Annotated in this window: 10 protein-coding genes; all 10 read left to right on the top strand. The window is 65.9% G+C overall.

Features of this window, described 5'->3' with window-relative positions:
- The first annotated feature begins 8 nt into the window (after nt 1-8).
- The 10 genes from ABIA65_RS27405 to ABIA65_RS27360 all read left to right on the top strand — a co-directional run bounded on the left by ABIA65_RS27405 (nt 9) and on the right by ABIA65_RS27360 (nt 12,849).
- A complete protein-coding gene (locus ABIA65_RS27405; protein WP_354525528.1) occupies nt 9-884 on the top strand; it encodes an ABC transporter permease in 876 nt (291 codons plus the stop codon).
- The gene (locus ABIA65_RS27400) at nt 881-1,861 is read left to right on the top strand and encodes an ABC transporter ATP-binding protein (protein ID WP_354525527.1); all 981 of its coding nucleotides are present in this window, start codon (nt 881-883) and stop codon (nt 1,859-1,861) included. The genes ABIA65_RS27405 and ABIA65_RS27400 overlap by 4 nt, the downstream gene beginning before the upstream one ends.
- The gene (locus tag ABIA65_RS27395) at nt 1,858-2,823 is read left to right on the top strand and encodes an oligopeptide/dipeptide ABC transporter ATP-binding protein (protein WP_354525526.1); all 966 of its coding nucleotides are present in this window, start codon (nt 1,858-1,860) and stop codon (nt 2,821-2,823) included. Before ABIA65_RS27400 ends, ABIA65_RS27395 begins: the two co-directional genes overlap by 4 nt.
- A gap of 31 nt (nt 2,824-2,854) precedes the next feature.
- Nucleotides 2,855-4,789, top strand: coding sequence for a S9 family peptidase (locus ABIA65_RS27390; protein WP_354525525.1), 1,935 nt, complete (start codon nt 2,855-2,857; stop codon nt 4,787-4,789).
- Nucleotides 4,776-6,017: a metal-dependent hydrolase family protein gene (locus tag ABIA65_RS27385; protein WP_354525524.1), complete on the top strand. Its 1,242-nt coding sequence runs from the start codon at nt 4,776-4,778 to the stop codon at nt 6,015-6,017. Before ABIA65_RS27390 ends, ABIA65_RS27385 begins: the two co-directional genes overlap by 14 nt.
- A gap of 58 nt (nt 6,018-6,075) precedes the next feature.
- A complete protein-coding gene (locus ABIA65_RS27380; protein WP_354525523.1) occupies nt 6,076-7,800 on the top strand; it encodes an amidase in 1,725 nt (574 codons plus the stop codon).
- Between the two features lie 56 nt (nt 7,801-7,856).
- Entirely contained in the window at nt 7,857-8,867 is a 1,011-nt protein-coding gene (locus ABIA65_RS27375) for an agmatine deiminase family protein (protein ID WP_241405616.1), read from the top strand.
- Nucleotides 8,868-9,116: 249 nt separating this feature from the next.
- Nucleotides 9,117-10,514 carry an aldehyde dehydrogenase family protein gene (locus ABIA65_RS27370; RefSeq protein ID WP_354525521.1) on the top strand — a complete coding sequence of 466 codons (1,398 nt, stop codon included), beginning with the start codon at nt 9,117-9,119 and terminating at the stop codon, nt 10,512-10,514.
- A 5-nt stretch (nt 10,515-10,519) separates the two neighbouring features.
- Nucleotides 10,520-12,049, top strand: coding sequence for a GMC family oxidoreductase (locus ABIA65_RS27365; RefSeq protein ID WP_354525520.1), 1,530 nt, complete (start codon nt 10,520-10,522; stop codon nt 12,047-12,049).
- The gene (locus tag ABIA65_RS27360) at nt 12,046-12,849 is read left to right on the top strand and encodes a carbon-nitrogen hydrolase family protein (RefSeq protein ID WP_354525519.1); all 804 of its coding nucleotides are present in this window, start codon (nt 12,046-12,048) and stop codon (nt 12,847-12,849) included. Before ABIA65_RS27365 ends, ABIA65_RS27360 begins: the two co-directional genes overlap by 4 nt.
- The last annotated feature ends 2 nt before the right edge of the window (nt 12,850-12,851 follow it).

The following is a 12,851-nucleotide window of genomic DNA, read 5'->3' as shown; positions in this document are numbered from 1 at the left end:
TCGAAGTCATGGAATCCGTTGAACCCGTGCAGACCAGCGACACCGCCGGCCCGAAGCGTCGACAGGGTGGCGGCAAGCTTCTCTGCGGCGGGATCGTCGTCGGAGTGTTCGTCCTCGCCGCGGTTTTCGCCCCGCTCATCACGACGGGGGACCCCGCGGCCCAGGATCTGCTCAACCGTCTGGCGCCCCCATCCAGCCAGCACCTGCTGGGCACCGACCAGTTGGGCCGAGATGTGTGGACGCGGCTCATCTACGCGATCCGAATCGACCTGCGCATCGGCGTTCTCGGCGCGGTCATTCCGGCATTGATCGGCAGTGTGATAGCCGTCATCGCCAGTTTTGGTGGGAGGGTGGCGGATACGGTCATCATGCGCATATGCGATGTCGTGGTGTCCTTCCCGCTTCTGGTGTTCTTCATCGCACTGGTCGGAATGCTCGGCCCGGGCGACGGCTGGCTCTTCCTGGGCCCCGGTGAGCTTCCGATCATCATCGGGTTCACCGCGATCTCGTGGGTCGTCTACTCCCGGCTCCTGCGCACCGAGATCCGCCGCGTGCGTGACACGGATTACGTGCGCGCCGCCGTCACGGGTGGCCTGCCACGGCGTCGCGTCGTACTCAATCACGTACTGCCCAACGCCATCGGGCAGACCATCGTGTACGTGGTGGTTGACATCGGGCTGGCGATCGTTGCGATTGCGACGTTGTCGTTCCTTGGTGTCGGCATCCCCGTCAACACTCCCGAGTGGGGCGCCATGATCAATTCGAGTCGCGGCTTGATTCAGACCAACTGGTGGCTCATGGCCGCCCCGGGTGTGGCGATCGCGACCCTGGCGATGGGGCTGGCACTCATTGGTGACGGCATCGACGACCGGATCAAGTCATGACCCGTTGCGTACTCGAGATCGACGGCCTCGAGGTCGGGGTCGGTCGCACGCTCGCACCGACTCTCGTCGATGACGTCGCACTTCGTGTCAATGCCGGGGAGTGTCTGGGCCTGGTGGGGGAATCCGGCTCGGGCAAGAGCCTCACCCTGCGGTCGATATTGGGCTTGTTGCCGCCGACTCTGCAGCACACCACACGCACGTTTCGATTCGCCGACGACACCGGAACGTTGCGCCCGCGCCGCCCCCAGGAGCTTCGCGGGGGTGGCGTGTCGATGGTGTTTCAAGAGCCGATGAGTTCGTTGAATCCCACGATGCGCGTCGGCGATCTCGTCTCCGCTGGTGCCAGGGCGAACGGGCTGTCGCGCAAGGCCGCCGCGGCACGGGCACTGGAACTGCTCGGCGAGGTCGGCATACCGGATCCGCGGCGGCGTTACCGCGCATGGCCACACGAACTCTCCGGAGGTCTGCGCCAACGCGTGATGATCGCGATGGCGCTATCGGTGCAACCGCGGCTGTTGCTGTGCGACGAACCGACGACGGCGCTCGACGTCACCGTCCAGGACCAGATCCTTGCGTTGATCGAGCGCCTCCGCAGCGAGTTGGACCTGGCGGTGATATTCGTCAGCCACGATCTCGGTGTGATAGCCCGTGTCGCCGATCGGACCGCGGTTATGTACGCGGGGCGAATCATCGAGGAGGGTCCGACCAGCCGGCTTGTGGACGCGCCACGGCATCCCTACACGCGGGCCCTGATCGAATCGGTGCCACGGACCGACCGGCCGTCCCTCCGGCTGGCGACGATCCCCGGTAACCCGCCGGCTGCCGGGCACTTTCCCTCCGGATGCCGATTCGCACCCCGGTGCGATCTTGCCGAGGACCTCTGCCGCGCCGAGGTTCCGCGATTGGCCCGCCTGGATGGGGATCACAGCACGGCATGTATCCGCCACTCCTTGCTCACGATTGGAACTCCCACATGAGCGCGCTCATCCAGATGCGAGACATTCACGTGAACTTCCCCGTGCGCAATCCAGATGGCGGGAAAATGCTAACGCTGCGCGCTCTCGACGGTGTCGACCTCGGCATCACGCGGTCGCAATGCGTCGGCGTGGTTGGCGAATCCGGCTGTGGTAAGACGACATTGGCGAAGGTCCTGATGGGTCTGGTCGAGCCGAACGACGGGAGTGTCCATGTCGACGGCGAGTTGCTCACCGAGCGGCGAAGCGCGAGTTCACGTCGTCGCCTGCAGATGGTGTTCCAGGACCCCGGTTCGTCGCTGAACCCACGACGCCGCGTGCGATCGGCACTCGCAGAGCTGATCACCTATCACGACCTGGTTCCGGCCTCTGGTCTGTCGGCTGCGTTGCGCGAGTTGATGGACATGGTGGGACTGCCGGATCGGTGCCTCGACGTGCGGCCACGCGATCTGTCAGGTGGTCAGCGTCAACGCATTGCGATCGCGCGGGCGCTTGCCGTCCAACCCGATGTCATCGTCGCGGACGAGGCGGTCTCCGCCCTCGACGTGTCGGCGCAGGCGAAGGTCGTCAACCTGCTGTCCGATCTACGGGAGCAACTGGGTCTCACGCTGGTGTTCATCTCGCACGATCTCGGTGTGGTGCGCGCACTGTGCGACCGCGTCGTCGTGATGTACCTGGGGCGCGTCGTCGAGGACGCGCCCACCGAGCAACTCTTCGAGGACCCACAGCACCCCTACACGAGGGCTCTGCTCGCTGCAGTGCCTGATATCACCACGCGGCGTGAGGATGCCGCGGCGCGAAAACCCGCATTGGACGGTGAACCGGCCAGTGCACTCGCGGTCGGCGAGGGTTGCAGGTTCAGGCCGCGATGCCCGGTCGCGGTGTCGACATGCGCGACCGAGGATCCGCCACTGGTCGGCATGCGATCGCACCGCGCCGCCTGCGTTCACGCCGCCGCGCACTGACGCGCATTGAATAGTCAACGAGGAGAGAAACATGACAGAACAGAGCCGGCCGACTGCGGTCTCCGAGCCGGTGGGGACCATTGAGGCGTTGACCTACGCTCAGGGCGCCGACCTGTCCCCGGATGGTCACCGAGTCGCGTGGTGTGTCAGCCGCATCGTCGATGGCGCCGAGCGAATTACCCTCCGCATAACGACGGTAGGGGAGCGCGATCTCGTCGAAGTCGACTGTGGGACGAAGAGTTACGACCCCACGTGGTCGCCGGATGGGACGCGCGTCGCATTTGTCTCGGAGCACGACGAGGTGCCGCAGGTCATGGTGCTCACGCTCGACTCGATGCGCATCGATCGACTCACCGATATCCCTCGCGGTGTGGCGGGGCGACCGGTATGGAGTCCCGACGGGAGCAGACTGGCATTCGCCGCGTTGTCGGGAGCGGGACGAGAGGCCGGTATGCCGTACCGGATCACCCGGGCGATCGGGTGGCTCGATGGCGTCGGCCTCGTCGACGATGGCGCCACTGACATCTACGTTGTCGAATGTGACGGCGGACGGCTCCGACGGCTCACCGACGATGCCTGGATCAACGGGACGCCGAGCTGGCGGACGGGCTCGGCCGAACTCGTCTACGTCGCCACCAGCGGTCCCGACGACTGGGATCCGAAGTACGTCGTGCGCAGCGTCTCCCTCGATGGAACCGTTGGTGACATCGCGCACCTGTCCGACGTGCAGGCGGTTGCCGCGCTGCCCAACGGCGACGTCGCCGTCACCTCACTGGGATTCGCCACACCGGACCTCGGTGAGTTGGTCGTCGTGCGCGGTGGCGAGCGGGTGGAGAAGCGGACCGACGAACTCGAGTTGGACGTCACGGGCGACGTGCTCGGGGACATGCCCGTGCCGTATGCCGATCCCGATGATCGGCTCCTCATCGCGGGTGACGAGGCGTACGTACGGGTGCAGTTCGGGGATCGCCTTGAGATCCATCGTGTCGCCTTGACCGGACCGCAGTCGACCGTCGAGGTCGTGGTGGCCAATGGGTGCGCGTATCCACTGGCATTGGCCAGCGGCCGACTTCTGTATGCCACCGGCTCTCTGACCAGCCCTCCCGATCTCTGGGTACGCGATCTGACGAGCGGCGTGGCGACCAGGGTCAGTTTCACCGCTGAACAGAACGCGGACGTGCTGCGCGCCGTTGAGGTCGAGGAGCTGAACCTGCCGCCAGTCGGCAGACCATCGGTCGACGTCAAACTCCTCCGCCCGCGAGGACTCTCGGGGCCACTGCCCACCGTGCTGTTGATCCACGGCGGACCCAAGTCGGCATTCGGACAGTCCTTCTTCGCCGACGCGCAGTTGTTGTGCGAGGCGGGATTCGGCGTGCTCATGGTGAACCCGCGAGGTTCCCGAGGGTACGGACGAGATTTCGCATCTGCCATCACCGGAAACTGGGGTTGTGACGACTACGCAGACCTGATGGCCGCGGTCGACCTCGCCATCGAGAGGAGCCTGGCCGATCCCGACCGGCTCGGTGTCGCCGGGCTGTCCTACGGCGGATACATGACGTCGTGGATTGTTACGCAGACCAACAGGTTTCGGGCCGCAGTCGTCGAGAACCCTGTCACGAACTTCTGGAGCATGTACGGAACCAGTGACATCGGACTGGTGTTCGTCGCCGAGATCCTCGGCGGAACACCGCAGACGGCGATGGATTCCTACCTGCGCAGTTCGCCGATCTCGAACGCACACCGCTGTGTCACCCCCACCCTGATCGTGCAGGGCGAGGAGGACCATCGCTGCCCACCGGAGCAGAGCCTGCAGTTCTACGCGCATCTCAAGCGGGCGGGCTGCGTCGCGGAATTGCTGATGCTGCCGGGTGCCTCACACGTCGGGTCGATCTCGGGACCCGTCGCCGTCCGGCGTGCACAGAACGAGGCCCTAGTGGAATGGATGACCAGATATGTCGCAGACTGACCTCGACGAACGACGTCGCGTGCTCTTGACCGGGGGATCGGTGTTCGACGGCACCGGCGCCCCACCGCAACGTGCCGACGTTCTCATAGTCGGTGGACTGATCGCCGGCGTGGGGGAGGGATTCGACGCCGACGACGTGCTCGACGTCTCAGGCCAAACTCTGCTGCCCGGCCTCATCGACTGCCATGTCCACGTGATGATGACCGGCATTGACATGTGGGTGTGGCAACAGGCGCCGTTCTCGCTGATGTTCTACGAGGCGGCGCGCAACCTGCGGCGCACGCTGGAGGCCGGGGTCACCACTGTGCGAGACGCGGCGGGAGCGGACTACGGCGTCAAGCGGGCTCTGGAGACAGGCCTGATACCTGGTCCGCGCCTGCTGATCTCGATCGCCATGCTGAGTCAGACCGGTGGACACGGGGACGGACACCTTCTCTCCGGATGCGATATCCCGCCGTTTCACTCACACCCCGGCGCGCCGGACGGCATCGTTGACGGAGCCGATCAGGTGCGGTTCAAGGTGCGCGAACTCATCCGGGCGCGCGCTGACTGGATCAAGATCGCGACCACCGGTGGTGTCCTGTCCGAGGATGACCTGCACTGCACACAGCTGCGCGATGACGAACTGTTCGAGGTCGCCGCCGAGGCGGCGGCAGCGCGCGTCGACGTCATGGCACACGCCCACGCGGCGGCGGGCATCAAGGCCGCGATCAAACACGGGGCCCGCTCGATCGAACACGCCGTCTATCTCGATGACGAGACGATCGATCTGATGCGCAGCCACGGAACCTGGCTGGTCCCCACCCTGCTCGCACCCGTTGCCATAGTCGAGCAGGTGGGTGCGGGAGCCATGCTGTCGGCTGACTCCGTCCGCAAGGCTCGTGAGGTCGCCGAGGTTCATGCGAGCGCCCTCCGGCGCGCGTATGACGCCGGTGTCCGCATCGCGATGGGCACCGACATGGGGGTCGGCGTGCACGGTGAGAATCTGCGAGAACTCGACCTGATGCAGCGTGCCGGCATGCCCGCAACGAGTGTTGCGCACGCCGCAACCGGCAGCGCGGCCGAACTGCTTCGACTCGACCACGAGATCGGCTTCCTCAAGGAGGGGCTGGTCGCCGATCTGACGCTGGTCGAGGGTGATATCGACGATCTGTCCGGTATCGGTGACCGGGTGACCGCGGTGATGCAGTCAGGCCGGATCGTCCACCGCCGAGTCCCTGCCGGCTAAGTACCCTCATGGGATGGAGGAACATGTCAGAAGCGACGCTGCTTAGGGGTTGTTCGCAATGACAGGATGCGACGTCGTCGAAGCCGATATCGCCACCTTGCGCAGCGCGCTCGAGGACGGCCGAGTCACCAGTGTTGAACTCGTCGATGCCTACCTCGCGCGCATCGATGCCTACGACCGCAACGGTCCCCGGTTGAACGCCGTCGTTGTGCTCAACCCCGACGCGCGCGAGGAGGCACGCGCCTCCGACGAGCGGCGCAAGCGGGGGCAGGCGCGCGGACCGCTGGACGGTATCCCGTACACCGCCAAGGACAGCTATCTGGTGAAGGGTCTCACCGCGGCCTGCGGGTCGCACGCCTTCGAGAACCTCGTCGCGCAGCGCGACGCGTTCACCATCGAACGGCTCCGGGCCGGTGGAGCGATCATGCTCGGCCTGACGAACATGCCGCCAATGGCCAACGGCGGTATGCAGCGTGGGCTCTACGGACGCGCTGAAAGCCCCTACAACGCAGATTATTTGACGTCAGCCTTCGGCTCAGGATCGTCAAACGGATCGGGTACCGCGACGGCGGCCAGCTTCGCGTCATTCGGTCTCGGCGAGGAGACGTGGTCCAGTGGTCGAGCCCCGGCGACCAACAACGGCCTGTGCGCCTACACGCCGTCGCGTGGCATGATCTCAGTCCGGGGCAACTGGCCGCTCGTGCCCACAATGGACGTCGTGGTGCCCCACACGCGGTCGATGGCCGACATGCTGGAGGTTCTCGACGTCATCGTCGCCGACGACGACGAGTCACGCGGCGACTTCTGGCGGACGCAACCGTGGGTGGCGATCCCGACGGCGTCGACACTGCGGCCCAAGTCCTACCCCTCGCTGCTGCCAGCCGATCTCGGTGCCGCGCAAGAGTGCCTGTCCGGCAAGCGTTTCGGCGTGCCGCGGATGTACGTCAACGACGATCCGGAAGCGGGCACGGCCGAACGCCCGGGGATCGGTGGCGCCACGGGCCAGCGCATCGAGACCCGGGTGTCGGTCATCGAGTCCTTCGAGGCCGCGGTGAACGACCTGCGCGTTGCCGGTGCAGAGGTGGTGTCGGTCGACTTCCCCGTGGTGTCCAACTACGAGGGGGACCGTCCCGGTGCCCCGACGATCCGCACGCGGGGCCTGGTCTCTCAGGCGTTCCTTGACCGCGAGATGCTCGACCTGTCGGCGTGGGCGTGGGATGACTTCCTGCGCGCGAACGACGACCCGAACCTGAATCGGCTCGCCGACGTCGACGGAACGCTGATCTGGGTGCACCCGTCTGGGGCCTTGCCCGACCGCGCCGAGGGCTTCGGAGACGACATCACCGCGTATCCGGACTTCATCCGGTCGAATCCGATTGCGTCGCTGGCCGACATCCCCGATCTGGAGGAGGGTCTGCGCGGGCTCGAGGAGACCCGAAGGATCGATCTGGAGGACTGGATGGAGCGGCACGGGCTGGACGCGGTGGTGTTCCCGGCTGTCGCCGACGTCGGCCCGGCCGATATGGACGTCAACGAGAAGTCCGCCGACCTCGGATGGCGCAACGGCGTGTGGGTCGCCAACGGCAACCTGGTACCCCGACACCTGGGTATTCCGACCGTCACCGTGCCGATGAACGCGATGTCCGACATCGGCATGCCCGTCGGTCTCACCATCGCCGGCCGGGCGTACGACGATGTCGCGTTGCTGCGACTGGCCGCCGCGTTCGAGGCGACTGGGTCGCGGCGGATCTCACCGCCGCGCACCCCGCGCTGCCGTGACTGAATCGTGTGTGAAAGGAACCCGTGACCACTGACGACGGCACTCCGGCCGGATACAGGATGCCGAGTGAGACGGCACCTCAGGACAGGGTGTGGATGGCGTTCCCGGTGACGGGCTACTCGCTGGGTGACACCGAGGAGGCCGCGCATGAGGCGCGTTCGACGTGGGCCGCGGTCGCGCATGCGATCGCGGAGTTCGAGCCGGTGACTGTGGTCGTCGACCCGTCCGAGCGCGCCGCCGCCGGGCGGTACCTGTCATCCGATCTCGACGTGGTGGAGGCGCCGCTGAACGATGCGTGGATGCGCGATATCGGGCCGACCTTCGTGCACGCCGACGACGGATCGGTGGCCGCCGTCGACTGGAAGTTCAACGGTTGGGGCCAACAGGACTGGGCGCGTTGGGATCTCGATGAGAAGATCGCGCTGACCGTCGCGGAGCACGCGGGTGTCCACGCAGTGCGGTCGTCCCTGGTGAACGAGGGCGGAGGCATTCAGGTCGACGGCGAGGGCACGGTGCTGGTGACACAGACCGTCCAACTCGACCCGGGGCGCAACCCCGGCTTGACCCGCGCCGACGTCGAGGTCGAGCTGGCGCGGACCATCGGCGCGACCCACGTGGTGTGGTTGCCTCGCGGGCTCGCACGCGATAGCGAGCAGTACGGCACCCGCGGTCACGTCGACATCGTCGCGGCGATCACCTCACCGGGGCGATTGCTGGTGCATACCCAGCACGACGCGTCACATCCGGATCACGCGATCTGCAGGGAGATTCGCGCAGCCCTCGAGGCCAGCCATGACGCGGCGGGTCGCAGCTGGGAGATCGTCGATGTGCCGGCACCGGCGACCCTCACCGACGCCGAGGGATTCGTGGACTACAGCTATATCAACCATCTGGTGGTCAACGGCGGCGTGATCGCATGCAGCTTCGGCGACCGGAACGACGCCGAGGCCGCGGCGATCCTCGCCGAGCAGTACCCGGGGCGCAAGGTCGTCAGCATCGACGCGCGACCGCTGTTCGAGCGGGGCGGCGGCATCCACTGCATAACGCAGAACCAACCTGCCGAACTCTGACGAACGGTCGTCTGAGCGGTCACCCGTACTACGCCCGCATGCACCGCGGACCCGGTCGCCACGAACGGAAGTCATGGCTACCAGACTTTTCGGGGTCCACAGCGAACCGGGAGTGTCCTGTGACGGTGCTATCGTACATCTGGTTTGTTCAGCGTAATTAATTTACGATACAGTCTCAGCGGGAACGAGGGGGAGGCGGTCGTCGACCTTTTGGGGCGCGCGGTCGGACAACACTATGAAAGGCACCGCATGACCGAAACCACTTTGGCTGCTGAAGATCTCGTTATCCGGCGCGACCCGCGCACGGGTGAACAGATTGACCAGTTCCATCCCGGTCGCGGGGTCGAGGTAGATGCGGCGTTCGCCGACGCCACGGCGGCGTTCCTTCAGTGGAGTCGCACGACGCCCGGTCAGCGGCAGGAGGCGTTGTTGCGCGTAGCGGATGACATGGAGGCACTGGCCGACGAGTTCGTCGCCGCTGAATGTCGCGACACGGGTAAGTTGCCCGAGGTGTTCCGCGCGGAGGAACTGACGCCGATCATCGACCAGATGCGGTTCTTCGCCGGTGCAGCACGCACACTCGAGGGACGCGCGGCAGGCGAGTACGTCGAGGGTCACACTTCGATGATCAGGCGCGAGCCCGTCGGAGTGGTCGCAGCTATCGCACCATGGAATTACCCACTCATGACGGCGGTGTGGAAGTTGGCTCCGGCGCTGGCGGCGGGGAACACCGTGGTCTTCAAACCGGATGCTGCCACACCGTCGAGTGCCCTACTCCTGGAACGTATCTGCGTCAGACACCTGCCGCGCGGAGCTGTCCGCCTGGTGTGCGGTGACCGAGTCACCGGTGAATTGGTGGCATCGCACCCCGACGCTGCAATGGTTGCATTGACGGGGTCGGTGGAGGCTGGTGTCGCGGTGGCCAGGAGCGCCGCCGCAGACCTGCGAAGCACCCACCTGGAGCTCGGTGGCAACGCGCCGGTCCTGGTGTTCGAGGATGCTGACATCGACGCGTGTGCGGCACTAATCAGCGGCGCTGCCTACTACAACGCCGGGCAGGACTGCACCGCGCCGTCGCGGGTCCTCGCTCACCACTCAGTAGCCGAGAAGCTCACCGCGGCGCTGGTTCGCGAGGCCTGCGCCCTCCTCACCGGTGACGCCGACGACCCGAGCCACGGCCGCAGCCCCTTGATAAGTGAGTCTCAGTGCGGCCGTGTCGCCGGACTCGTTCAGAGGCTCGGGGAACACGCGGAGATCCTCACCGGCGGTGTGGCGGAATCTCGTCCGGGTTTCTTCTTCGAACCCACAGTCATCACCGGAGTCAGGCAAAGCGACGAGATTGTGCAGGAGGAGATCTTCGGCCCAGTCCTCACGATCCAGAGCTTCGACACCGAGACCGAAGCGCTCGAGTTGGCCAACGGAGTCCGGCAGGGATTGGCCGCGGGCGTGTGGACTCGCGACGTTGGGCGCGCTTTCAGAGTCACCACTGCGCTTGACTTCGGCGTGACATGGGTGAACACCCATGTCACAACCGCAGCCGAGATGCCGCACGGCGGCTTCAAGAGCACCGGTGGCGCACAGGACCTCTCGATCTACGGGTTGGAGGCGTACACCCGGATCAAGCACGTGCTGATGGCCTGGAGCTGAGGGTGATGACTGCGCACCACAGCGGATCTGCCGAGTTCCTTGTTGTCGGCGGCGGAACGGCGGGCTGTGTCGTCGCGGCACGCTTGCTCAGTGCCGGGCATCAGGTGACACTGCTCGAGGCGGGCCCCGACCACGGGACGTTGGCGGCGGGCAACTGGCCGGCCGACCTGCTGGACGCGGCAGCCTTGCCGGTGCAGACCCATGACTGGGGGTATAGCGGCGTGGGGGCAGGGGGACAGCCGCTGGCCTTCGAGCGGGCCAAGGTGATGGGCGGTTGCTCGTCCCACAACGGCTGCACGCAAACCGTTGGGTGGGCCGGTGATTACGACGGATGGGCAGCCGACTCGTGCCCGGGTTGGGATGCCGCGAGCCTGCGGGAGGACTTCGACCGTGCCGGTGCGACGCTGCGGCTGCGCCAGTACTCCGAGGACGAGATCCAGCCATTTCATCGAGGATTCATTGGCCTATGCGTCGAGGCGGGTCTGCCGTATCGGCACGACCTACATCAACTCGACGGACGACGGGGCGTGGGGTGCGCCCCGGTCAACAGCCTGGATGGGGTGCGCTTCAACACCTCGTTCGCCTATCTCGACGATCTGCGCTCGCACCCGCGGCTGACGGTCGTCGACCGCGCCACGGTCGACACCCTGGTCGTTGAGGGTAGCGCGGTCAGAGGCGCCCGCTACCTTCGAGAAGGGCGCGTGCTCACCATTCGCGTGGATCATGTGGTGCTGTGCGCGGGTGCCTTCGGGTCACCGGAGATCCTGCTGCGCACGGGAATCGGTCCAGCCGATCATCTGTCCGGGCTCGGCATACCTGTGCTGCTGGACCGGCCTGGCGTGGGTTCGAACCTGCACGAACACCCAACCGTGCAGCTTGAGTACGCGGCTACTGCCGGTCTGGCGGATGCGCTGACCGAGTTCGCCTCGACGCAATGGCTTCCCGAGGAACAGACGATCGCCAAGTTGACGTCGCCGTTCTCGGACGGACCGTTCGACCTCCACGTCTACCCGTGGGTCGAACCTGATCGCACCATCGAAAGTGGCTGGCGTGTGGTATTTCCCATAAGTCAGCTGCGTCCGCGTTCTCGGGGTTCTGTGCGGCTGCGGAGCGCTGACCCGATGGTACGGGCGGTGATCGATCCCGGCTTCCTGACCGACCCAGAGGGGGCGGACATCGGCTCGCTGCGGTTCGGGTTGGAGTGGGTGATGACGCACGTCGTGGCGAAGATGACGGGTCGGATCCTGGAGCGCCCATTGCACGATCTCGCCGAGCACCGGGACGTCGATGCGTGGATCCGTGGCCACCACACGCATTACTGGCATCCGGCTGGCTCTTGCCGGATGGGGTCATCTGCTGACCCGATGAGTGTGGTGCGCCACGACGGTGGTGTGATCGGTGTGGACGGGCTCACCGTCGCCGATGCGTCGATCTTTCCGACCATTCCGCGCGCCACACCGGCACTACCCACTGTAGTTGTGGCCGAGCGAGTTTCTCGATTTCTCCTCGGTGAGGCATTGGCGGTGACCGCATGATCGCCGCACACTTCCAAGGACCCGAATCGGGCGGCGAGGTAACCGATCACCTCAACTCGATCGCTGCCGCGGCACGCGACGCGGCGGCCGCTGGCGCACGCATACTGATCACCCCAGAGATGTCGGTGACCGGGTACGACATTGGTGCCGCCGTCGCGAAACGAGCTGAGCGTGCCGACGGGCCGATCTTCGTTGCCATTGCCGAACTGGCTCGGCAGCACGGGCTTGCGGTGGTCTACGGTTTTGCGGAGCGTGTCGACGACGTGATCTACAACGCCGTCTCCGTCGTGGACGCCGAGGGTCGGCGGATCGGCCACTACCGCAAAACCCACTTGTTCGGCGACCTCGATCGGTCTCGGTTCGCGGCTGGCAGTGTTCCCGTTGTCCAGTTCGCGATCGGCGATCTCCTGTGCGGCTTACTCATCTGCTACGACGTCGAGTTCCCGGAAGCGGTCCGCGCTCACGCCGACAACGGTACCCAGTGGCTCATCGTGCCCACGGGTCTGATGGACCCGTACGGCTTCGTCGCCGACACGGTGATCCCGGCACGAGCCTACGAGAACCAGATGTTCGTCAGCTACGTCAACCGATGCGGCCGGGAGCGCGAACTCGTCTACGCAGGACGCAGTTGCGTCTATGCGCCCGACGGTGGCGAACTGGCGCGGGCCGATCGTACCCAACGGCTCCTGGTCTGTGATCTGGACAGTGCGAGGCTGCACCGGTCCAGGCGTGTCAACACTCACCTCGACGACCGTCGCCGCAACCTCTATGTAGCCAGCTCGCAGGCGACCGTGCGTTAGAC

This window comes from Mycolicibacterium sp. 624 (assembly GCF_040548615.1).
Classification (GTDB): Bacteria; Actinomycetota; Actinomycetes; order Mycobacteriales; family Mycobacteriaceae; genus Mycobacterium.
This window is presented reverse-complemented; position numbering and strand designations above follow the sequence as displayed.

Excerpts from the sequence above, each read along its gene's own strand:
- ABIA65_RS27405 (WP_354525528.1), top strand. The coding sequence starts at position 9 with ATGGAATCCGTTGAACCCGTGCAGACCAGCGACACCGCCGGCCCGAAG.
- ABIA65_RS27400 (WP_354525527.1), top strand. The coding sequence starts at position 881 with ATGACCCGTTGCGTACTCGAGATCGACGGCCTCGAGGTCGGGGTCGGT.
- ABIA65_RS27395 (WP_354525526.1), top strand. The coding sequence starts at position 1,858 with ATGAGCGCGCTCATCCAGATGCGAGACATTCACGTGAACTTCCCCGTG.
- ABIA65_RS27390 (WP_354525525.1), top strand. The coding sequence starts at position 2,855 with ATGACAGAACAGAGCCGGCCGACTGCGGTCTCCGAGCCGGTGGGGACC.
- ABIA65_RS27385 (WP_354525524.1), top strand. The coding sequence starts at position 4,776 with ATGTCGCAGACTGACCTCGACGAACGACGTCGCGTGCTCTTGACCGGG.
- ABIA65_RS27380 (WP_354525523.1), top strand. The coding sequence starts at position 6,076 with ATGACAGGATGCGACGTCGTCGAAGCCGATATCGCCACCTTGCGCAGC.
- ABIA65_RS27375 (WP_241405616.1), top strand. The coding sequence starts at position 7,857 with ATGCCGAGTGAGACGGCACCTCAGGACAGGGTGTGGATGGCGTTCCCG.
- ABIA65_RS27370 (WP_354525521.1), top strand. The coding sequence starts at position 9,117 with ATGACCGAAACCACTTTGGCTGCTGAAGATCTCGTTATCCGGCGCGAC.
- ABIA65_RS27365 (WP_354525520.1), top strand. The coding sequence starts at position 10,520 with ATGACTGCGCACCACAGCGGATCTGCCGAGTTCCTTGTTGTCGGCGGC.
- ABIA65_RS27360 (WP_354525519.1), top strand. The coding sequence starts at position 12,046 with ATGATCGCCGCACACTTCCAAGGACCCGAATCGGGCGGCGAGGTAACC.